The 20,818-nt window shown below is 64.5% G+C and carries 26 protein-coding genes and 1 riboswitch; of the genes, 18 read left to right on the forward strand and 8 right to left on the reverse strand.

The genetic code is table 11. The features are described 5' to 3' along the window. Position 1 precedes the first annotated feature (1 nt). The 3 genes from TabM4_RS20555 to TabM4_RS20565 are packed head-to-tail and all read left to right on the forward strand — an operon-like array spanning position 2 to position 1,863. Positions 2 to 883 (forward strand): TniB family NTP-binding protein, encoded by an 882-nt coding sequence (locus TabM4_RS20555; RefSeq protein ID WP_434622683.1) that lies wholly within the window; start codon positions 2 to 4, stop codon positions 881 to 883. Further along, positions 880 to 1,671: a TniQ family protein gene (locus tag TabM4_RS20560; protein WP_276243177.1), complete on the forward strand. Its 792-nt coding sequence runs from the start codon at positions 880 to 882 to the stop codon at positions 1,669 to 1,671. The genes TabM4_RS20555 and TabM4_RS20560 overlap by 4 nt, the downstream gene beginning before the upstream one ends. Positions 1,672 to 1,680: 9 nt before the next feature. Next, a complete protein-coding gene (locus TabM4_RS20565) occupies positions 1,681 to 1,863 on the forward strand; it encodes a hypothetical protein (RefSeq protein WP_434622686.1) in 183 nt (60 codons plus the stop codon). Here the strand turns inward: TabM4_RS20565 and TabM4_RS20570 are convergent. The 3 genes from TabM4_RS20570 to TabM4_RS20580 all read right to left on the reverse strand — a co-directional run bounded on the left by TabM4_RS20570 (position 1,857) and on the right by TabM4_RS20580 (position 5,256). Beyond that, positions 1,857 to 2,027, reverse strand: coding sequence for a CbtB domain-containing protein (locus TabM4_RS20570; protein WP_084684240.1), 171 nt, complete (start codon positions 2,025 to 2,027; stop codon positions 1,857 to 1,859). The two genes, TabM4_RS20565 and TabM4_RS20570, sit on opposite strands and share 7 nt — an antisense overlap. Before the next feature lie 35 nt (positions 2,028 to 2,062). Further along, positions 2,063 to 2,279, reverse strand: a riboswitch (cobalamin riboswitch). A 25-nt stretch (positions 2,280 to 2,304) separates the two neighbouring features. Next, on the reverse strand, positions 2,305 to 2,766 hold the full coding sequence (gene cueR / locus TabM4_RS20575; RefSeq protein WP_084684241.1) for a Cu(I)-responsive transcriptional regulator: 462 nt from the start codon (positions 2,764 to 2,766) through the stop codon (positions 2,305 to 2,307). A 12-nt stretch (positions 2,767 to 2,778) separates the two neighbouring features. Beyond that, a complete protein-coding gene (locus TabM4_RS20580; protein ID WP_100196055.1) occupies positions 2,779 to 5,256 on the reverse strand; it encodes a heavy metal translocating P-type ATPase in 2,478 nt (825 codons plus the stop codon). A 167-nt stretch (positions 5,257 to 5,423) separates the two neighbouring features. Here TabM4_RS20580 and TabM4_RS20585 point away from each other — a divergent pair, with 167 nt between their 5' ends. From TabM4_RS20585 to TabM4_RS20595, 3 genes are all read left to right on the forward strand, one after another. Continuing rightward, positions 5,424 to 5,612, forward strand: a complete 189-nt coding sequence (locus TabM4_RS20585) for a heavy-metal-associated domain-containing protein (RefSeq protein ID WP_035714032.1) — start codon at positions 5,424 to 5,426, stop codon at positions 5,610 to 5,612. Between the two features lie 37 nt (positions 5,613 to 5,649). Then, on the forward strand, positions 5,650 to 6,075 hold the full coding sequence (gene copM / locus TabM4_RS20590) for a CopM family metallochaperone (RefSeq protein WP_051911381.1): 426 nt from the start codon (positions 5,650 to 5,652) through the stop codon (positions 6,073 to 6,075). Positions 6,076 to 6,257: 182 nt separating this feature from the next. Next, entirely contained in the window at positions 6,258 to 8,288 is a 2,031-nt protein-coding gene (locus tag TabM4_RS20595; protein WP_434622814.1) for a copper-translocating P-type ATPase, read from the forward strand. Positions 8,289 to 8,293: 5 nt separating this feature from the next. Here the strand turns inward: TabM4_RS20595 and TabM4_RS20600 are convergent, their stop codons facing one another. From TabM4_RS20600 to TabM4_RS20610, 3 genes are all read right to left on the reverse strand, one after another. Beyond that, complete coding sequence (locus TabM4_RS20600) at positions 8,294 to 8,881, reverse strand: hypothetical protein (protein WP_035714034.1); 588 nt, start codon at positions 8,879 to 8,881, stop codon at positions 8,294 to 8,296. A 4-nt stretch (positions 8,882 to 8,885) separates the two neighbouring features. Continuing rightward, entirely contained in the window at positions 8,886 to 9,413 is a 528-nt protein-coding gene (locus TabM4_RS20605; RefSeq protein WP_434622691.1) for a DsbA family protein, read from the reverse strand. A 236-nt stretch (positions 9,414 to 9,649) separates the two neighbouring features. Beyond that, complete coding sequence (locus tag TabM4_RS20610) at positions 9,650 to 10,213, reverse strand: L,D-transpeptidase (protein ID WP_434622692.1); 564 nt, start codon at positions 10,211 to 10,213, stop codon at positions 9,650 to 9,652. A 521-nt stretch (positions 10,214 to 10,734) separates the two neighbouring features. Here TabM4_RS20610 and TabM4_RS20615 point away from each other — a divergent pair. From TabM4_RS20615 to TabM4_RS20665, 11 genes are all read left to right on the forward strand, one after another. Then, the gene (locus tag TabM4_RS20615; RefSeq protein ID WP_434622694.1) at positions 10,735 to 11,295 is read left to right on the forward strand and encodes a L,D-transpeptidase; all 561 of its coding nucleotides are present in this window, start codon (positions 10,735 to 10,737) and stop codon (positions 11,293 to 11,295) included. Positions 11,296 to 11,371: 76 nt separating this feature from the next. Continuing rightward, positions 11,372 to 11,674: a hypothetical protein gene (locus tag TabM4_RS20620; RefSeq protein ID WP_434622696.1), complete on the forward strand. Its 303-nt coding sequence runs from the start codon at positions 11,372 to 11,374 to the stop codon at positions 11,672 to 11,674. A gap of 166 nt (positions 11,675 to 11,840) precedes the next feature. Continuing rightward, positions 11,841 to 12,485, forward strand: a complete 645-nt coding sequence (locus TabM4_RS20625; RefSeq protein ID WP_434622290.1) for a c-type cytochrome — start codon at positions 11,841 to 11,843, stop codon at positions 12,483 to 12,485. Between the two features lie 2 nt (positions 12,486 to 12,487). Next, positions 12,488 to 13,471 carry a cytochrome C gene (locus TabM4_RS20630; protein WP_434622292.1) on the forward strand — a complete coding sequence of 328 codons (984 nt, stop codon included), beginning with the start codon at positions 12,488 to 12,490 and terminating at the stop codon, positions 13,469 to 13,471. A 1-nt stretch (position 13,472) separates the two neighbouring features. Continuing rightward, complete coding sequence (locus TabM4_RS20635) at positions 13,473 to 13,889, forward strand: FixH family protein (RefSeq protein WP_161768477.1); 417 nt, start codon at positions 13,473 to 13,475, stop codon at positions 13,887 to 13,889. Beyond that, positions 13,879 to 14,370 (forward strand): hypothetical protein, encoded by a 492-nt coding sequence (locus TabM4_RS20640; protein ID WP_434622699.1) that lies wholly within the window; start codon positions 13,879 to 13,881, stop codon positions 14,368 to 14,370. Before TabM4_RS20635 ends, TabM4_RS20640 begins: the two co-directional genes overlap by 11 nt. 26 nt (positions 14,371 to 14,396) lie before the next feature. Further along, positions 14,397 to 15,110: a ferric reductase-like transmembrane domain-containing protein gene (locus tag TabM4_RS20645; RefSeq protein WP_434622701.1), complete on the forward strand. Its 714-nt coding sequence runs from the start codon at positions 14,397 to 14,399 to the stop codon at positions 15,108 to 15,110. Then, the gene (mrdA, locus tag TabM4_RS20650; RefSeq protein WP_434622703.1) at positions 15,097 to 17,049 is read left to right on the forward strand and encodes a penicillin-binding protein 2; all 1,953 of its coding nucleotides are present in this window, start codon (positions 15,097 to 15,099) and stop codon (positions 17,047 to 17,049) included. Before TabM4_RS20645 ends, mrdA begins: the two co-directional genes overlap by 14 nt. A gap of 47 nt (positions 17,050 to 17,096) precedes the next feature. Continuing rightward, on the forward strand, positions 17,097 to 17,522 hold the full coding sequence (locus tag TabM4_RS20655; RefSeq protein ID WP_434622301.1) for a c-type cytochrome: 426 nt from the start codon (positions 17,097 to 17,099) through the stop codon (positions 17,520 to 17,522). A 110-nt stretch (positions 17,523 to 17,632) separates the two neighbouring features. Further along, positions 17,633 to 18,358: a DsbA family protein gene (locus TabM4_RS20660; protein WP_434622303.1), complete on the forward strand. Its 726-nt coding sequence runs from the start codon at positions 17,633 to 17,635 to the stop codon at positions 18,356 to 18,358. Further along, a complete protein-coding gene (locus TabM4_RS20665) occupies positions 18,355 to 19,011 on the forward strand; it encodes a hypothetical protein (RefSeq protein WP_434622305.1) in 657 nt (218 codons plus the stop codon). Before TabM4_RS20660 ends, TabM4_RS20665 begins: the two co-directional genes overlap by 4 nt. A 62-nt stretch (positions 19,012 to 19,073) precedes the next feature. On the opposite strand, the gene TabM4_RS20670 is transcribed toward TabM4_RS20665, so the two are convergent. Together TabM4_RS20670 and TabM4_RS20675 are read right to left on the reverse strand one after the other, a co-directional pair. Beyond that, positions 19,074 to 19,541, reverse strand: a complete 468-nt coding sequence (locus tag TabM4_RS20670) for a DUF411 domain-containing protein (protein WP_149143152.1) — start codon at positions 19,539 to 19,541, stop codon at positions 19,074 to 19,076. A 98-nt stretch (positions 19,542 to 19,639) separates the two neighbouring features. Further along, positions 19,640 to 20,251 carry a hypothetical protein gene (locus TabM4_RS20675; protein ID WP_100196065.1) on the reverse strand — a complete coding sequence of 204 codons (612 nt, stop codon included), beginning with the start codon at positions 20,249 to 20,251 and terminating at the stop codon, positions 19,640 to 19,642. Positions 20,252 to 20,459: 208 nt separating this feature from the next. Between TabM4_RS20675 and TabM4_RS20680 the strand changes: the two genes are divergently transcribed. Then, positions 20,460 to 20,792: a hypothetical protein gene (locus tag TabM4_RS20680; RefSeq protein WP_434622705.1), complete on the forward strand. Its 333-nt coding sequence runs from the start codon at positions 20,460 to 20,462 to the stop codon at positions 20,790 to 20,792. The last annotated feature ends 26 nt before the right edge of the window (positions 20,793 to 20,818 follow it).

A 20,818-nucleotide genomic window follows, 5' to 3' on the forward strand; every position in this document is an offset into this window, starting at 1 on the left:
GGTGAGGGCAGGGGGAACTGGGCAAGACGGTCGTATCGCCCTCATTCAATCGGACATCTGGATCGGCTTTCCCCGCGCAGAGCGGGTGCTGGACAGGTTGCAGAGCCTGATCGACGCGCCGCGGCAAACCCGGATGCCAGGCCTTCTCGTCCATGGTGCTTCGGGCATCGGCAAGACGATGATCGCCCGGAGCGTCTCGCGCAGATACGCGCCGGAGTATGACCCGGCCGCGGGCATAACCCACACCCCACTGCTCTTGCTGCAGGCGCCGCCCGCTCCTGACGAACGGCGGTTCTATCTGCATATCCTCGCGGCGGTCGGCGCGCCGGCAACGACGCTGGGCGTCCGCGCACAGAGCGTTGCCGCCCTCGAAGTCCGAGTGATTGCCCTGCTGCGCGATCTCGGGCTTCGCATGATTATGATCGACGAGGTTCACAACCTGTTGGCCGGAACCCACCGCGAACAGCGCCGCTTCCTCAATGTCCTGCGCTATCTCAGCAACGAACTCGAGGCGTCTCTGGTCTGCTTCGGGGTCAGCGAAGCAGTGGATGCCATCCGTTGCGACGTGCAGCTTGCCCGGCGGCTGGACGAGCACCACCTGCCGAACTGGCGCGATGACGCCGAGTTCTCGGACATGATCCAGACCCTTATCGCGGCGATGCCGCTAGGGAAGAAATCCAATCTAAAGGTTAAATCGCTCAAGCAGATCCTTGCACTGACCGGCGGGGTGACCTCGCGGATCTTCGCTCTGGTCAAAGATCTGTCTATCGATGCCATTCTCTCCGGCGAGGAATGCATCACCGATGACGCAATCACGAAGTGGACCCCGGTCTGGTCGCGCCACGCAACCGCTCAGCGGCGGCTCGAGCAGTCGGGAGCGTGACGCTGCGCCCGCTCCCGAAGACCGTCGCGCCACTCCGGGATGAGCTCCTCTCCGGTTGGCTGGCGCGGCTGGCGGCCAGTAATTATTGTGAAATCAGCGAACTTCTGGCGCATGTCGGTTTGGACAGCCGATATGCCGACACGCTGGACTTCGAACTCAACGCCGAAGCCGCTGGACGGATCGCCGCGGCGGCGCGCGTCTCTCCCGCGCTTGTCCAGTCGCTGATCTTTCCCGCACTGCCCCCGACCGAAGCGCAACTGACGGCGCAGGTTCCGTTCCAGCGTTGTCCCAGGTGTTCACGACTTGGCCTCGCGCTGAAGCATTGGCGGCGGGCCTGGGCATTCGACTGCCAGAAGTGCGGAGAGAGGCTCCTTCCGATCCTTGGTAGATCCGAAGTCGAGGTCCAGCCAGAAAAGTTGCTGCGTCGTGCCCGGAGCGGGGCAGGGCTGCTCGAGCAAGCCGCCACGTCCAGCGGCAGCGTCGATCTCCGTCGCGCGATGCGGGCCGCCCGTTTTGCAATGGGGCTCAAGAAGGTCCGCGGGGATCCGGCCTTCGCACTTCAGGGCCCCAGACCGGACGTGAGACTGTTCTGCCTCGCTGCGATCGCCGTGGCCCGGAAGCGCCCGCTGGTTAAGGCGGTGATGTTCAGCGCCGGCATCGACGGTTTTGCAAGGGTTGCGTTGCTGGCGGCATTCGAAAAGGAACCGCGCCTGCTAGTCGCCGTTGATCGGATCGTGGAACGCACCCGACAACGGACCTCCCCACTGGCAGCAGAATCTCACAATTAAGGGCAAGAAATGTCGCCCAACGCGCCGCGTCTCATATTTAACGGCAACGCGACAATAGCGTTCGGCTTCGATGATCAGAGGCTGGATCAGCCACAGCTGGAGCAGAGCGACTACGACGCCGGCCAAGGCACCCGCAATCAGCCCGCCAGAAAGCAGGGTCTTGGACATGACATGACCTCCAGCCGTCAGTGACAGGGAAATCCGGTCGCGTGCCGGGTGTCGTGAGTCGCTGCGTGCAGCGCATCGGGCTGGGAGAACCCTGCGAAAAATAGCAAAGCTGCCCCGAACACGGCGCTTAGGAGAACCGGCCGAAGGGAAGCATTCGAAGGCGAAACGGCAAGAGTCGATGTGGTCATGCAACAGGTCTCCGCCCGTCACACCCGACGGGAATGGGTTTCATCGAAGTCTGGCCGGTCTCCTGGCTCGCGGATCAGCACGGCCCTTCGCCTTCCCGGGCAGTCGCCCAGTGGCTTGATGAAGGGCCGCTACCGCATACAGTCGCGGGGGCGGCTGAGGCTTCGGGCGCCGCAACTGGGTCCGCCCTTCCCCATTCCCGATTAAGTTCCAGGGCTCTGCACCCCTTGAACACCAAACGCTGATAGGCTCGCGCCGATCCTGTCCGAAGTCAACTGACTACCGGATGGGCGAAAGCTGCATCGGTCCGCCCTTGGAGCCGTGCTGCCCCGTCCCATTAAGTCCATGCTCCACTCCTTGTCCGAGATCCGCAAGGATCGGACAGTCGGGCCGGTGGTCGCCGCAGCAGGCGTCCGCCAAGTGGCGCAGCGTGTCGATCATGGCCTGCATCTCGCGCACTTTGCGTTCGAGGCCGTCGATCTGCTCCGTCGCCAGACGCTTCACGTCCGCGCTCTGGCGGGTGCGGTCGCGCCAAAGAGCGAGCAGTTCTTCGATCTTCTCGACGGGAAAGCCCAGGTCGCGGGACCGGCGGATGAAGCGCAGCATCTGCACTTCGGTTGGAGCGTAGACCCGATAGCCCGACTCGGTCCGTCCTGCTGCCGGGATCAGGCCAATGGATTCGTAGTAGCGGATCATCTTGGCGGACACGCCCGAGGCCTTTGCGGCTTCACCGATGTTCATGACAGGTCTCCCTCAGTTGACGACCGCTGGCGCGAACCGCCGCAGCCGAAGTGCGTTGCCGAGCACGAAGACGGATGAGAGGGCCATCGCGGCGGCGGCGAAGATCGGCGACAGCAGGAGGCCGAAGGCGGGCCACAGGACACCTGCGGCAACCGGAATCAGCGCCGCGTTGTAGGCGAAGGCCCAGAACAGGTTCTGCCGGATGTTGCGCATCACTGCCTTGGAGAGTGCGATGGCGTCCGACACGGCGGTCAGCCGCCCGGTCATCAGCACCACATCCGCCGCCTCGATAGCGATGTCGGTGCCGGTACCGACGGCAATGCCGACATCCGCCTCGGCCAGCGCGGGCGCGTCGTTAATGCCGTCGCCGACATAGGCAAGCTGGCCGATGCCCTTCAGCCGCTTCACTGCATCGACCTTGCCGTCGGGCAGGACCTCGGCCACCACCTCGTCGATGCCAAGCTGGCGGGCGATGGCATTGGCGGTACGGGCATTGTCGCCGGTGATCATGGCGACCTTCAGGCCAAGGGCGTGCAGGGCGCGGATCGCTTGCGGTGTGGTGTCCTTGATCGGGTCGGCGACGGCGAGGATCGCAGCCAACTTCCCGTCGATAGCGGCATATAGCGGCGACTTGCCTTCGTCGCCAAGCCGCGCGGCGGTGTCGGCGAAGGGGGTTACGTCAAGGCCGAGCTTCACCATGTAGCGGTCGGCCCCGACTTCGATCTTCTGCCCGCCCGCAACGGCGGTGACACCGAAGCCAGTGACGGAGTCGAAGGTCGTGACGTCGGGCAGGGGCAACCCTTCCTCGGCCGCCGCCGTGACGATGGCGCGGGCGATCGGGTGTTCGGACTTCGCCTCGACCGCCGCGACGGCGGCGAGGACCGCGGCCCGGTCAAAGCCGTCAGCCAGCACGAGGTCGGTCAGCCGGGGCTTGCCCTCGGTCAGCGTGCCGGTCTTGTCAAGCGCCACCACCTTCACGCCTTGCAGCGATTGCAGCGCCTCGCCCTTGCGGAAGAGGACGCCCAGTTCCGCACCGCGCCCGGTACCGACCATGATCGAGGTGGGCGTGGCCAGACCCATCGCGCAGGGGCAGGCGATGATCAGGACGGCGACGGCGTTGACGAGGCCGAAGGTCAGCGCGGGGTCGGGGCCGAAGACCAGCCAGACGGCGAACGTCAGCGCGGCGAGGGCCATGACAGCGGGCACGAACCACATCGTCACCTGATCGACCAGCGCCTGGATCGGCAGCTTGCCACCCTGTGCGGCCTCGACCATGCGGATGATCTGCGCGAGCATCGTCGCTTCGCCCACCGCTGTCGCGCGGAAAGTGAAGGCGCCGGTCTGATTGACGGTGCCACCGGTGACGGCGCTGCCTGCGGTCTTTTCGACGGGCACGGGTTCGCCCGAGATCATGCTTTCGTCGATCCAGCTTGCGCCGGACGTGACTTCGCCGTCGACCGGCACCCGCTCACCGGGGCGGACCTCGACCACATCGCCGGGGCGGACCTCGGCAACGGGCACCTCGACCGTCGCGCCGTCCCGGACGACGCGGGCGGTCTTGGACTGAAGGCCGACCAGCCGTTTGATTGCCTCCGACGTGCGGCCCTTGGCGCGGGCCTCGAGATAGCGGCCAAGCAGGATCAGCGTCACGATCACCGCTGCCGCCTCGTAGTAGACGAAAGTGGTCCCTTGCGGCAGCACGCCGGGGGCGAAGGTGGCGACCAGCGAATAGCCGTAGGCGGCCGAGGTGCCCACCGCGACCAAGCTGTTCATGTCGGGGGCCAGACGGGCCAGCGCGGGCAGGCCTTTGCGAAAGAAGCGCAGGCCGGGGCCGAACAGGACGGCGGTGGTCAGGGCGAACTGGATCAGCCAGCTGGCCTGCATGCCGATGGTGTTCATCACCGCCATGTGGACCCACATGAACAGGTGCGACCCCATCTCCAGCACGAACACCGGCAGCGTCAGCGCGGCGGCAATCAGCACGTCGCGCTTGAGCAACGCCTCGTCTGCGGCTTTCTTCGCGGCGGTCTCGTCCGCCGCAGCCATGGCAGGCGCAGCGGGGCGGGCCTCGTACCCCGCATCAGCAACTGAACGGATCAGCGATGCCAGATCGGCAGACCCGGTCACTGTCGCCCGCTCGGTCGCAAGGTTGACGGCGGCAGAGGTCACGCCCGGCACCGTTTTCAACGCCCGTTCCACCCGCGCAACGCAGGAGGCGCAGGTCATTCCCTCGATCTCCAGATCCACGGGACGCGCGGGTACGGCGTAGCCTGCACCCTCCACCGCCTGTACCAAAGCCGCGCGGTCCAGCGCCGGGCCGGTCACTTCGGCGCGCTCGGTCGCGAGATTGACCGATGCCGTTGCCACCCCCGGCACCGCTTTCAGCGCCCGTTCGACATGCGCCACGCAGGAGGCGCAGGTCATGCCCTCGACGTCGATCACCATCCGGGCTGTGGCGGTTACGGATGGTTGCCTTGCCTGCATGTTCATTGCGGGACTCCTTTCAAGGTGCTTCCGCAAACGGAGATAGGGCTTCCCATCATGGGAAGGTCAAGGGGTAACTTCAATTTTCACCTCACGGCTTTGTGGGGTTGACCTTACAACCGTGGGAAGCCCTATCTGATGGCGCATGAGGCAAAACGCTGAAGGAGGCACTCATGCAGTTCCATATCGAGAACATGACCTGCGGCGGCTGCGTGCGCAGCGTGACCAAGGCCATCCAGTCGGTCGATCCGGCGGCGGAGGTCAGCGCGGACCCCGGAACCCACAAGGTCGACGTCAAGTCTGTGGCCCCCCGTGAGCGGCTGACAGCGGCGCTGACCGAGGTCGGCTACGCGCCCGCCTGAAGCACAGACTTTCCACAACAGAGAAAAGGAAACGACCATGAAGAAGATCGCAATCGGTGCTGTTCTCGCCGCGATGGTGGCAGGCGGAACTTACGTGTATGCCCAGTCGGACGGCATGGCCGGGATGGACCACTCGGGCATGAACATGGGGGGCGATGGCATGGCGATGATGAGCCATGCCACGCTGATCCCGCCGGAACTGGCCAATGATCCGGCAACCGTGGCCTATGCGGCCGCGATGGACAAGATGATGGCGGACATGATGGTGCCCTATACGGGTGACGTGGATGTCGATTTCGCCGCGGGCATGATCCCGCACCACCAAGCGGCCATCGATATGGCGAAGATCCAGCTTGAATTTGGCACGGATCCCGGGATGCGCGAACTGGCCGAGGCGATCATCGCTGCGCAGGAATCCGAGATCGCCACGCTCAAGGCGTTTCTCGCCTCCAAGGGCATGTAAGCCCGGGATGATGACCTTGGGCGGCGCGGTCGGGATTGGCCGCGCCCCCTGCAAATCCGGGACGCAGGGAGTTCGGTTCCATGACCAACAACGCGCAGAAACCGGACACCCCGCCGCCGATGGCCGGAATGGACCATGCCGCAATGGGGCATGGTGCAAAGTCCTCAATTGATCACGCTGCGATGGGCCGTGGCGCGAAATCCGTCGATCATGCTGCGATGGGGCATGCGCCGCAGGGCGGTGGTGCCGACGCAGGCCACGGCGACATGGTGGCCGATTTCCGCCGCCGGTTCTGGGTCTGCCTCGTCCTTACCATCCCGGTCCTGGTCCTGTCGCCAATGGTGCGCGATTTCCTTGGGCAAGGGATGGCCCCGCTGTTCGCCGCCGAGGAATGGGTGGCCCTGGCCCTGTCCTCGATCATTTATTTCTGGGGCGGCTGGCCCTTCCTGACCGGCGCGCTTCCCGAAGTTCGCAGCGGCCGTCCGGGGATGATGACGCTGGTCGCGCTGGCGATTTCCACCGCCTATTTTTACTCCGCCGCCGTCACCCTTGGCCTTCCGGGGGGCGAACCGTTCTACTGGGAACTCGCCACGCTGGTGACCATCATGTTGCTGGGTCACTGGCTGGAAATGCGGTCGGTTCTCGGTGCATCGCGGGCGCTGGAGGAACTGGTGCGCCTCTTGCCCGACACTGCGCTGCGGGTGACGGCCGATGGCGGCACCGAGGAGGTGGCGGTGGCGGCGCTGATCGCCGGCGACCGGGTGGTGATCCGCCCGGGCGCGAAGGTGCCAGTGGACGGCGTGATCACCGACGGCGTCTCGTCGTTCAATGAGGCGATGCTGACGGGCGAGTCGAAGCCCGTGACGCGCACGGCCGGCGAGACCGTTATCGGCGGGGCGGTCAACGGCGAGGGCGCGGTCACCATCGAGGTCAAGGCAACTGGGGAGGCGACCTACCTTTCGCAGGTCATCGCCATGGTAAAGGCCGCGCAGAACAGCCGGTCGCGCACCCAGGACCTTGCCACCCGCGCGGCCACAGTTCTGACCTGGGTCGCCATCACCGTCGGCCTGGGTTCGTTCGTCTGGTGGATCTGGGCGGGCGAAAGCGTCACCTTCGCACTGGAGCGGATGGTGACGGTGATGGTCATTGCCTGCCCCCACGCGCTTGGCCTTGCCGTGCCGCTGGTGGTGGCAGTCTCGACGTCGCTGGCGGCCAAAAACGGCCTCCTGATCCGCGACCGCGCAGCCTTTGAGCGGGCGCGCGACCTGAACGCTGTGGTGTTCGACAAGACAGGTACACTGACCGAGGGGCGGTTCGGCGTCAGCGATATCGTCATGCTTGAGGGTGGCGACGAGGCTGCGGCGCTGCGCATGGCAGCCTCGGTCGAAAGCCAGTCGCAGCATCCGATTGCGCAGGGGATCGTGGCGGCTGCAACGGGCAAGGGAATCGCCTTCCCGGCACCGGAGGGGTTGCAGAGCATCACCGGCGCGGGCGTGACCGCGAGGGTGGACGGGCAGGAGGTGGCCATCGTCAGCCCCGGCCACCTGCGCCGACAGAACACGCCCGTCACTGATCCGCGCCTTGCGGCATTGGAAGAGGCAGGCAAGACGGTGGTCGTTCTGGTCAAGGACGGCAAGCCGCATGCGCTTTTCGCGCTGGCGGACATCGTTCGGGCGGAATCGCGCGACGTGGTTGCCCGGCTCAGGGCCCGCGGTGTGCAGTCGATCATGATGACGGGCGATGCCGAGGGTGTTGCAAAGTCGGTCGCAAAGGAGCTGGGCCTCGACGAATACTTCGCCCAGGTGCTGCCGGACCAGAAGGCGGCCAAGGTGCGGGAACTGCGGGCGCGCGGGTTGAAGGTCGCGATGGTCGGCGACGGGGTCAACGACGCCCCGGCGCTGGTCGAGGCCGATCTCGGCATTGCCATCGGCGCAGGCACGGATGTGGCGGTGGAATCGGCCGACGTCGTGCTCGTCCGCTCCGACCCGCGCGATGTCGAGGCAATCCTCGGCCTGTCGCGCGCAACCTATTCCAAAATGGTGCAGAACCTGATCTGGGCCACGGGATACAACGCCTTTGCCATCCCGATGGCGGCGGGGATCACCTTCGGGACCGGGTTCATGATGACCCCGGCAGTCGGGGCGGTGTTCATGTCGGCCTCGACCATCATCGTCGCGATCAACGCCCAGCTTTTGCGGCGCTACCAGGGCTGACGCGCTTATCCCATACCATGCAGCCCATGCAGGCTGCCGGTCATCAGAACTGGAAGCAGGACCGGCGCGGCGACGACAAGGACCAGCAGACGCTCCCGCCATCGCGCCAGCCGCCAACACAGGAAGGCGGCCAGCGTCACGACCAAGGCGACCTCGAACAACCCGAAAACATTGCCGTAGAACCGCGCGTCCCAATAGCTGACCGGACTGCGGAACACCCAGTCCGAGACGGGCCAGAATTGGCGGCGGGCGTCATCGTGATGGGTCAGGAAATCCGCAAGGGCATGCAGGAGACCGGCACCCGCAAAGGCGCGCAGGATGATCTGTCTGCGCCAGACAGCCAACCCGAGCAGCCCTCCCCAGAAAAAGAAGCTGTGGTCAATCGCAAAGACCGACTGCCAGGTCTCTGAGAAGAAAAGCGTGCTGAAGACCTCATGTTCTGGCACGCCAACAACCCGGGTCGCCCAGAGCACCATCGCAAACATCGGCAGGTCCGGGGCTAGCCCTCCTGCGAGCGCTGCGATCAAGGTTGCCGGTGCTAGTGGCCGCGTGCAGACGGCGGCCCCGATCAGCATGTGCGACGGCGTGTTCATGACCTCAGCAGACCGGGTCCGGCATGGATGCTTCGTCCTCTGCAATCCGGCGCAGCAGCGCATAGGGGATCGCGCCGTTCAGGACGGTCCGTCCCACCACCAAGCCCGGAGTGCCGACAAACCCGAATATGTCGGCAAGTGCCCGCGTCCGGTCGAGGTCTGCCTGCACTTCCGGGGATGTCATGTCGCGGGCCAGCCGGTCGGCGTCGAGACCGACGTCGGCCGCCACGCGCAGGACTGAGGCCTCCTCGGCCACGAGCGGTGTTCGCATGAAGCGGCGGCGAAGCTCCTGCTGCTTGCCTTGCCGTGCAGCCGCGACCGAAGCGCGCGCGGCAAGCTCGGAGGGAGGTCCGAAGATGGGGAGTTCATGTTGGACAAGGCGGAAGGAGGCAGGAAACTCGGCCAACAATGTGTCGAGATCCCGCTCCAGCGCACGGCAGTAGGGGCAGCGGAACTCGCTGAAATAGGCAATCGGCACGACTCCCGGCGTCCCGTCGGTGCCAAAGAGGGCAGGGCAGGGGTCGACACGCACAACGTCAGCACGCGCGCGGCGCTGGTCTGCATCTTCTGACGGCGGATCAAGGCCAACGAATGCCGGCGTTGCTCCGGACGTTTGGCCACCCCCTTCAAGGCGGCGAAACGGCGGCAAGTCCGCAATGTCGGCATAGCGCGGCCCGCGGCCCGGGAGCCGGTCCCAGGGAAGGGCACGCAGACCATAGATCAGGGCAACGATCCCGCCGAGGACGAGAAGGTCGCGGCGTCTCACGTTCACACCACGGTCACGGGTGTGCCGACCGGCACCTGTTCGTGGAGCTGGATCACATGCTCGTTCAACATCCGGATGCAACCGTTCGACACGGACTGGCCGATGGACCATGGCTCGGTCGTGCCGTGGATGCGGTAGTAGGTATCCCGCCCTTCCCGGTAAAGGTAGAGCGCCCGTGCCCCAAGGGGGTTGTTCGGCCCGCCGGGGACGCCGTCGGCGAACTGGGCATAACGGTCAGGATTGCGGCGGATCATGTCGTTCGTCGGACGCCAAGCAGGCCATTCTGCCTTGCGCTCGATGATCGCGGACCCCCTGAAGGCAAGTCCGGCCTTACCGACACCGACGCCGTAGCGGATCGCACGCTCGGTGTCGAAGACATGGTAGAGGAAGAAGCTTCGCGGGAACACGAGGATCTGTCCGGGCGCGTGCTGCTCACGGACGCGCACCTCGCGGGGCTGGAATTCGTCGGCCAGCACGAATGGCTCTGCGGTATGCGCCCGCAGGATGGTGGGCGAGGTCAGCGCCGCCATTGCGGCCCCGCCAATGAGGAAGCGTCGGGAAATCATGCTATCTCCTGAGAGGAACGAGAAGGATCGGGTTCGTTCAGAAGACGTATCGCGGCGGCGGCGTGTGGGGGGCCAAACTGCGGCTGGAGCCCATGACCGGCGTGATCTCGAAATGCGACGATCCGGCCACCGACATCAGAGTGACGGGCACTGGCTCACCGGGGAAAACAAGCTGACATGTTCCGTGTCCTGACCCCTCACCGCAGAGAGCGTCCGGTATCAGGGGTTGGGCGTGAAGTGCGTCAGCATGTACTCCGTGCGGTGATCGTTCTGAATGCGCCAGTCCAAAAAGGGTGGCGAGAAGGAGGAAACTGCACAGGAGGGCCATCATCAACCGCATGGCTGAAGCATAGCCCCAGTCACCTAAATGCCGACTGATCACATCGAGGTGAGGCGCAAAATTCCTTCCAGGATTGGCGAAAACGCAACGCATTCACCTGTTTGTGACCCGGCCGCGATGCAAAGCCGTTTGACCTTCCCACGTTGGAAGGAAGCAAGCCTTCTGCAAAAAGGAGCAGAACATGCGATTCACTCGACGGCTTTTTGTTGCCGGAGCACTTGCCGCGCCTTTCGTGACCGGTCGCGCCGCCAGCGCGTCGGAAGACACGCCTGGCCCGGTCCGTAACAACATCTCGGCTTTTCGCACCCACGAGTGGCAGGATCACTTCGATGCTCTGGGCGTCGGGATCATCATCTCTGACACGACGGCCAAGGTCCTCCAGCACTGGACGAGCGACGGTCAAATGTACCTCTACCCGACCTCGGTCCCGCTGTCGGACGAGCTGACCCGCCGGGGCTATACCGAGGTCGTCGAGAAACGGGTGAACCCGAGTTGGGCCCCGACACCGTCGATGCGGGAAAGGAACCCGGAATGGCCGGCCTTCGTGCCTGGCGGCGACCCGATCAACCCGCTCGGCACCCGCGCCCTTTACCTGTCGTGGCAATACTACCGCATCCATGGTACACACGACACGCGCAAGATCGGTCGCCGCTCGTCGAACGGCTGCATCGGGCTCTACAACGAACATATCGAGGAAGTTTTCGACCGGACGCCGGTCGGGACGCAAGTGAAGCTGATCTAGCAAGATGAAACCTTCGTCGACCTCACCGAACCCACTCAAGAACCTGTTTTCGCACAGGTTCTTGCGGTTCGTGTCGATGTGGCTTCTGTCCGTGGTGCTGACGCTTGGCTTGGTCCTCGGACAGACCGCAGAGGCGGGCCCGGTCGAGGATCATCATCCCGGCACGTCGGTCGAGATCGCGGGCAACGCCGGGCAAGAGACCGCGCCGGCACCTGCTTGCCACCCGGGCCTCGCCTGTTCTGTTTTCGTGCTGCCCGATGGGCCGGTCACAGCACTGTCGTTGTCAATCGTGATCACTCTGCGACCGGACCTGACACAGTTGCAACGCCGCTTTGGCGGCCCGTCCGTCACCCTGCCTCCCCCCCGAACCCGGATCTGACAGTCAGGCCGGACGTGCGTCTGACGGTTCGATAGGCTCTCCGCAGCTCTGTCGACAGTTCAATCTCTGTCAGCCTGACACCAGACAGTTGTGCAAGCCGCACGATCCGCCGGAAGGGCGGGTCGCGGGATCGGTCAACAACAAGAAACCAAGGGCAGTCAGGCAGATGAAACCACAATGGACAGGCGCTTTGGCGCTTGCCGCTTCTGCAGTTGCGGCAGTGGCGCTGGCACATAACGGGGCGACGGGTGTCGTCCTGGAACGGATGAACGGGATGACGGCGATGCGGGACACGGTGGCGGAGCTGGCGCCGATGATGCAGGGCACGGCTCCCTACGACACATTCATCGTGTCAGAGGGTGCGAGTGTCATCGCTGGTCACGCGGGCGAGACGATGCTGTCGCTGTTCCCGGAAGGCAGCCTCGAAGGGGTGACCTATGCCAGGCCGGAGATCTGGTCCGACTGGCAGGACTTCGCAGCGCTTGCAGGAGAATTGAAGACCTACGCCGACGCTCTCGCCGTGGCGGCTCCGAACGGGCTGGAAAAGGCGCTTCCGCCCGCCGACGATATGGCCGGGATGGATCATTCGGCAATGACGATGACCCCGGCTCCGGAAGTCAAGGAGGGTTTCACAGTAGCGGAGCTGATGGGCTACGGCGAAAGGACCCAAGAGGTCCAGGTTGCGCGTGGCACATCGGACCCGGCGACGCTGGCGTTCGATCTGACGACGCTGGCCGCTGACGACCTCTTCACCCGGATCAGCGCCACCTGTTCGTCCTGCCATTCGCAGTACCGCGCGGGCCGGAACTGACCATGCGGGGTCTGATCCGCGCTTCCGTCATTTTCCCGGCCGTGGCGGCGAGCCTCGGGGCCGGTGTTCTGGCGCTATGGCCCATAGGCGCGCCGGAGCCGGCCGCGTTCCCGCCCGGGGATGCAGAACGCGGCGCCTATCTGGCCCGTGCCAGCGGCTGTGTGTCCTGTCACACCAACGCGGCTGCCAAGGGACTGGCGCTCGCCGGAGGTGCGCCTCTCGACACGCCCTTTGGCACTTTCGTGCCCCCGAACATCACCCCGCACACCACCGCCGGGATCGGTGCATGGACCATTCAGGATTTCGCCAAGGCTGTTCGCCAGGGAGTCTCTCCGGAGGGTGACCCCTACTATCCGGTCTTCACCTATTCGTTCTACGCAGGCTTCACCGATCAAGAGATCGCCGACCTGTGGGAAGCATTCCGCACCGTTCCGCCGGTTGCGGATGCTGCCCCGACGCATGATGTCGGGTTTCCGTTCAGCTTTCGCTCGGGGCTGAAGCTCTGGCGCGCTGCCTACCTCGACGCGCCGGAGACGGATGCGCTGATGGGCACATCATCGCCCTGGAACCGCGGGCGTTTGCTCGTCGAAGGGGCGGCGCATTGTGCAGCCTGTCATACCGGCCGAACGCTTGCGGGCGGCCTGAACGCTTCTGCCCGGTTCGCCGGAAACGACAGCCTTCCCGGCGGCAGCAAGGCACCGTCGATCCTGACAGCCGACCTTCTGGAAGGCGGCTGGACGGTCGCGAACCTCGCCTATGCGCTCCAGTCGGGGCTGCTGCCCAATGGGGATGCTTTCGGCGGCAGCATGGCCGAGGTCGTGGCTGAGGGCACCTCGTACCTCACCGACGCCGACCGCGAGGCAATCGCGACCTACCTGCTCGACCCCGACGGCAGCGGGGACATCCCGGAACCCGCGCCTCCTGCCACGGAGACCCCGATGGCGGGGATGGACCACTCGCAAATGGAGATGGGCAATGAGAACTAGAGTGCTCGCAGTGGCGCTTGCTCTGTGCGTCTTTGCCCTTGTTGCCGCGTTCATCTGGGCAACGGTGCGCACACTCGATCCGCGAGACACCGTTGCGGATCAGAGCGTGCCGACAGCCGAAGTGTCGGAAGTCCTTCCGGATGGTCGGATCGACGTCCAGGTCTATGCGCTCGGAAACCGGGATGTCCGCCTCGAGATCCAGTTCACACCGGATGCCGATGCCATCGAATCTGCTGCCATGAGGCCGGACGTGAACTTCGCGATGTTGGAGATGCATATGGACGGCTTTGATCCGCCGCTTCAGTTAGTCGAGGCCGGGGTCTGGCGAGCAAATCTCAAGTTGCCAATGGCTGGACGTTGGGTGGTCAGTGTTGGCTTTGGCGAGGATCGTGCAGAGGTTGAATTTGATGCACAGTGACGGAGCGACACAACAGGCAAAGCAGGACGACACCCTGCGCAGGGGGCTTCGCGGCACCGCCGTCGGTGTCGCGCTGTTCGCCGTCCTCGGGACGGTGACCGCAGTGTGGGCGAACCCCCTCTTTGTCCGCATGACCCCGGTCGGCCCGTGGGAGTTCGGGGCCACCGTCCTGACGGCACTCTTGGCTGGAGTGACGACTGCGCTATGGGTTCCCCGATGCAGTCTGCGTACATCCGGGACGGGTGGCCTTGCGAGCTTCCTCGGGATTGCCTGTCCGACCTGCAACAAGATCCTGATGCTGATTTTCGGCGGACCGGCGTTGCTCGCATGGTTCGATCCGGTCCGGCCCTGGCTCGCGGCAGCCGGGGTCATCGTCATGGGCTTTGCTGCCTTTCGTACCTGGCGAACGTTTCGCGAGTCCCGATCAGGCCGTGAGGCTGTCGGTCGTACTGAAGCTCCCGTGACGGGAGGCCCGCAGTGACAGCTACAACTGGTTTGCGGTCAGCGATGCGCAGGCTGGCCCGGAAAACGCTGGTCCGGCACGTGCTCGTGGCCATCCTAGCGATTGGGCTGGTGCTGGGCTTTGCGGCGGTTCACGCGCAGTTCAGCCCGATGCACCGCTGGAACCGCGCCTTCGGGGATGCATCGCTGGTGCTGGTCGCGCTGTCGATGGCCTTCGGGCCGCTGACACGCTTCCTGCGCGCGGCGGTTCCGCTGCTGCCGTTCCGGCGTGAGATGGGTATCCATGCTTGCCTTCTGGTGATCGTCCACGCGGCGATCATTCTCGTTGGCTGGGTCGAATGGGATCTGATGCGGCTGTTCGGGTTCGAATGGCATCCCGACCTCTTGGCCTATGTCATGTTCCAGCATGGTTTCGGGCTTGCCAACGCCATCGGGATCGCGGCCCTCGTCCTCGTGGTTCTGCTTGCCGCTACGTCGAGCGATTTCGCGATGCGGCGTCTGGGCCTGTCCGGCTGGCTGTTCCTGCAGATGGGCGTCCTGCCGATGTGGTGGCTGACCGTCGCCCATGTCGCCTATTTCATGTTCATGCATTTCCTGAGCTTCCACCGGGCAACGCCACCGCCGAACCCGCTTCAGCCCTGGTTCGTCGGACTTGTGGTCCTGGTCCTTGGCCTGCGCGCTGCGGCCTACGTGAAGATCATCCGCGCGAAGGCCCCGTGCGAATTGCCGGGAGAGGAGGTGAGCCGTGCGTCGATCTGAACGCGATCTCGCGCACGCGGCAAAGAAGACGACCCGGCGGTCCCTCCTGCTGGGTGGGGTAATGTCCTCGGTGGTAGGTGTTCTGGGCTTCCGGATGTGGCAACTGGGCGTCCGCGATGCTGAACAGTACTACCTTCTGGCCGAAGAAAACCGGATCAGCCTGCGGCTGGTGCGACCGGACAGGGGGCGCATCCTTGATCGGGCTGGAAAAATCGTTGCGGACAATGAGCAGGCATATCGCATCACGCTGGTGAAGGAAGAAGCCCGCGATGTCGACGACGTTCTGGAAAAGCTGCAGGTGCTGCTCGGCCTGGACGCAGAGACTGTCTCCAAGGTCAAGGAGCAGATCGACCGTGTTCGAGCCTTCGTGCCGGTAACGGTGAAAGACCGCGTCACGTGGGAAGAATTGTCGATCGTGGCACTGAACTCACCAGTCCTTCCCGGTGTGCAGCCCGAGATGGTCCTGTCCCGCGTCTATCCGTTTGGGCCGGATTTCGCCCATCAGGTCGGCTACGTGGGACCGGTTAGCGACAGCGATCTGGAAAACGAGGCTGCCGAAGATAAGCCACTGCTCCGCCTTCCCGATTTTGAAGTCGGGAAGACTGGGGTCGAACGCAACCACGAGAGCGCCCTGCGCGGACTGCCGGGAACCCAGCGGGTTGAGGTCAATGTCTCCGGCCGCACGATGCGCGAGCTGGCGCTTGACCCTGCCACTCCGGGCCCGGACATGCAGGTCACCCTCGACCACCATCTGCAGAACTTCATGCGGGTCCGGCTGGAAGGGCAAAGTGCCGCTGCGATCGTGATGGACGTGACGAACGGCGATTTGCTTGGCTGCACCTCTGCGCCCTCCTTCGATCCGAACCTTTTCGTCCGCGGGATTTCCAGCCGCGACTACGGCGCGCTCCGTGACAGCGAATTCCGCCCGCTTGCCGACAAGACGGTGCAGGGGGCCTATCCGCCGGGATCGACGATCAAGATGTCGAATGCGCTGGCCGCGCTGGAAACCGGCTTGATGGACCCGGAAGAGACGGTCGCTTGCAACGGCTTTGTCGAGATCTCTGGCCGCAGGTTCCACTGCTGGAAGCGCGGCGGTCATGGCCGGGTGAACATGGTCGGCGCGCTGCGCGAGTCCTGCGACGTATACTTTTACGAGGTCGCGCAGCGCATCGGCATTGACGGCATCTTCGCGATGAACGACCGGCTGGGACTTGGCCAGAAGTACGACCTTCCGCTGTCCGGCATGGCGCACGGCAACAATCCATCGCGTGCTTGGAAGCAGGAACGGTACGGGCAGGACTGGCTGATCGGGGACACCATCAATGCCTCGATTGGCCAAGGCTTCACGCTAGCCTCGCCGATCCAGCTTGCCACCATGACGGCGCGACTGGCTTCGGGGACCGCCGTGTTGCCCCGACTGGTGCGACCGCGTACCGGGCAGGACCAGGATACGGCTGCTCCGGCCCCGCTCGGTCTGTCGGCCGATGCACTGACCATTGTGCGACAGGGCATGTTCGAGGTCTCGAACCACGAGCGCGGGACGGCCTATTCCTCGCGGATCGCCGATCCGGCATTGGCGATGGCCGGCAAGACGGGAACGAGCCAGGTCTTCTCGATCACCGCTGCCGAGCGGGCGGCAGGCGTCCGCTCGCAGGACGAGCTGCCGTGGAACCGGCGCGATCACGCGCTGTTCGTGGCCTTTGCACCCTTTGATGCGCCGCGCTTTGCTGTCACGGTCGTTGTGGAACACGGCGGTGGCGGGTCAACGGCAGCGGCGCCAATTGCGCGCGACATCATGCTGTTTGCACAGCATGGCGGCCTGCCACCTGAGGACGCCTATCCGGCATCGCAGAGGGCGCGCATACGGGAGGACCTCGCCCTGCTGTCCGAACGCATACTGCCGCCGGACGGCACGACCGCCACGGTGAGCCGGACATGATGCACCGTCTCAGAAGAGCATTGTGCCGAAGCGTTCCTGGGGTTGTCATGGCCGCAGTCACCCTCGTTCTTCCGTTGGTTCCAGCCCAAGCGTTCTTTCACGACACGCCGGACATCGAAGACGGGCGAGTCATTTACGCGGCCAAGTGCGCCTCCTGTCACGGTGCCAATCTGGAAGGGCAGCCGGACTGGCAGTTGGCGAGGGAGGACGGCACCTATCCCGCGCCGCCCCACGACGAGACCGGCCACACCTGGCACCACGGGGATGCGATGTTGCGGGACTACATCCGTCGCGGCGGACAAGCGGTGCTGGACGATATGGGGGTCGACTTCACCTCCGGCATGCCCGGGTTTGGCGAAGAGCTGACCCAAGACGACATCGAGGCCGTCCTCGCTTATATCCGGTCGACCTGGCCCGACCGCATTCGTGCCGCACAGGCCGAACGCAGCCAGTTGGAAGCAGGTTCGCCATGAAGCCGCAAGTAAGACCACCCACCTCCCAATTCCCGCTTGCCTCTCCAGGGACTAGAGGGTGCAGACCGCCTGAAACTCAGAATCTTCATCCGTCACACAAGGCTCTTCCCATGCGCGTCACGTCAATCCTGTTTGCTATCACGCTCGTTTTCGCTCCCGGCCTCACCCTGGCGCAGGAGATTCCGGAAGATCGGATCAAGGAACTGGTCGCCGAAACCTTGCGCGAGAACCCGGAGCTTGTGCTCGAGGCTCTCCAGACGCTGGAGGCGCGCCAGGCAGAGGCCCAAGCTGCCGCCGTTGCCGCGACCCTGGCCGACGAGCGCGCCCTGCTCGAGCGCGACCCCAACGCTCCGGTCCTCGGCAACCCGGAAGGCGACGTGACGGTGGTGGAGTTCTTCGATTACAACTGTCCCTATTGCAAACGCGCGATGCCTGAAATCGACGCCCTGCTGGCCGAGGACGGAAACATCCGTCTTGTTCTGAGAGAATGGCCAATCCTCAGCGAAGGATCAGCGATCGCGGCGCGGGCCGCTTTGGCTGCACGGAAGCAGAACAAGTATGCTGAACTGCACAATGCACTGATGGGTGCGCGGGCGAAGTTGGACGAGCAGTCGGTGCTGCGGATCGCGGGCGAGGTCGGACTCGATGTCGAGCAGCTCAAGGTCGACATGCAATCGCCCGAAGTCGAGGAACATATCGCCACGTCGCTACGTCTGGCCGAGGCTCTCGGCTTCAACGGCACACCGTCATTCGTGGTGGGTGATCAACTGATTCCGGGCTTTGTTGAGAAGGCTCAGCTTGCCGAGGTGGTAGCCGCCGCGCGGGCCGCCGAATGAGTATCCGTCTTACGCGTCTTTTCGGTTTCCGACTTCAGCGGCCTTTCACGATCACCGAGACGGTCTTGGGCCGGATCAGGCATTCCCTCGTGGCAGCCACTTTGTGGATCGCCTTGACAGGGATTGCTTCGGCGCATTCATTCACCGTCGGCCTTCTGGTCGTCGGCGAGGACGTTGACGCAAGTCTGGCAGAAGCGGTGCGCGGTTTCCTCCTAGCGGCCGACGAACGGGACGGGCACGCCAACGAAACATCGGACGGACATCTCGGTGGGGTTGATGTGCAACTGCTGCCGCTGCCACGAGATGCGGCGGGGCTGGTCGAAGGACTGTTCGGTACGCCCGACGAGCCGACCGATGTCGTCATTGTCATTGGCGCCGAACCCGCGGCCAGCGACGCCGCGCGCGCGTATGCCTCGGCAAGCACGGTCTTGCGGCAGTTCGTACTGCCGGATGGGTGGGACAGCGCAGACGGAACCGACGGTTTTGTGTCGCGTTACCGGCTCGCCTATGGCGCAGCGCCCGGCGTAATGGCGGGGACGGCCTATCATTCGGCTCGCAGGCTCGACGCCGCAGTCAGACCATTGGACGGTGTGGTACCCAAGGAAGCACTGCTAAACGCCTGGAGGTCAACCGAATCCGGTCTGTCCTGGTGACCCGGGAACCAATGGCGCAAGGCGTCATTGGTTCTGGGCAGTCCTTGCACGACTGAACGGGATCAGGCTGCAGGGTAGCTCGTGAAGACGCTACTGCTGCCGTCCAACCCGACAAGGATGACGTCATAGGCTTCGCGCTCGGTCTCGGGTCCCATGCCGGGTGACCCGTAGGGCATGCCAGGCACGGAGAGACCGACGGCGACGGGTCGTTCAGCCAAAAGACGGCGGATGTCGGCGGCGGGAACGTGCCCCTCGACAGTATAGTCGCCGATGGTGGCGGTGTGGCAGGACGCGAGGTCTTCCGGAATGCCACGCTCGCGCTTGAACGCCGCAAGCTCTTCGATGCTGCGTTCCTCGAAGGATACCCGAAAGCCGCTGTCGCGCAGATGTCCGATCCACCCGTTGCAGCAGGGGCAGCCGGGGTCCTTGACGACGTGGATGGCTTCGTCGCCCTCGGCAAGTGCTGGGGTAGCCGCAATGGCGGCCAGCCAAGGAACGGCGGCGAGAACCTTGCGCCGGGACAGTGTCATGATGTCGGCCTTTCGTTGGAACTTTACGGGAAACATAGCTGCAAGTGCGGGGATCGGCGAGCAAAGTCTGATGAACCCGGCGACTGATCACCGAAATGCTACTCCAGCCGCGGGTCCCCGGCTTGAACCAGCAGAACCCCGTGGTTCTCGTCGGCGTCGTCGTCGGTGATCGTCCGTGCGGAGACGCCCGGCAACTCGGCAAACCCCTCCATCATCCGTTTCGGAAACCAGGTCATCGGCAGGCTTTCAAATCCGGGCACCCCTTCCAGCACCCGCGACAGCGCGATGGTGCAGTTTGCTTTCGGCACCGCGCCATAGGCCATTGCCCGCTGCATGATCAGTGCCGCAACCTCGGGCGATACCTCGATAGTCTGTTCAACCACGTCGTAGGTCTCGCGGGCATGGTAGTCGATGTAGAAATCCACCATCTTCGGGGTGACCCCGAAGTGCACGTCGTTGCGCTCGGGCAGCCGGGGATGCCGCCAGGTGCCAGCCGGATCGAACAGCACGCGCTGCGATCCGTTGATGAGCAGGCCCGCATGCGCTCCCGCTCCGCTGCGTGTCGAGAGGACCGTGAAGAGCGTGACCGAGGTCGGGCCGGGATGCTCGTAGCGGGCGGCGGCCACGGCCTCCTCGGGTGCCCAGATCGGTTCGGCACCGCAGGATGCCAGGCCAAGGATTGCCGCCATGGCGAACAGAAGTTTCCACATCGATTCACTGTCCCGCGTTTTGCGCAGGTTCTGCGCAATCGCGACGGATTCCAGTAAACTCTGCGATAGTGGGGCAGGGAATTCGGAAACTCGGCATTGATGCCGCAGCTTTAGAGATCAGAGTGCCCCTCAGGGACACCAAACTGTCAGGTGACGGAAGCAGGCTATCCTGATAATTGTCCCAAGCATGGCGTTCCTCACATTTCGCATGCATGTCCTGATCCTCGCCGCCTACGTCTTTGCGGCGATCATTCCCGTATTGGCTCTCGGCGAACGGCAGCAAGCTCAGGCTGACCATGCACAGATGATGGCGATGGCCGGCCATCTGGCGCACATGCCCGCGACTGACGGCCCGATGGACCTGACACAGCAGCTGATCTGCCAACAGCACTGCCTTTTCGCAGCGGCGGCCTTTCCTGCGCCGGACCGGGTTGCGGAAACTGTCGCGCGGTCCTCCGATGTGGAGGCTAGTGTCGACATCCTTGCCGCCTCGCTGGCCATTCCGCCCCCAGGTCCGCCTCCGAAGATCGCCGTGATCTGAGCCTGCGGCTGCGGCATTCGCCGGGG

The organism is Tabrizicola sp. M-4, from assembly GCF_051132405.1.
Taxonomy (GTDB): Bacteria; Pseudomonadota; Alphaproteobacteria; order Rhodobacterales; family Rhodobacteraceae; genus Paragemmobacter.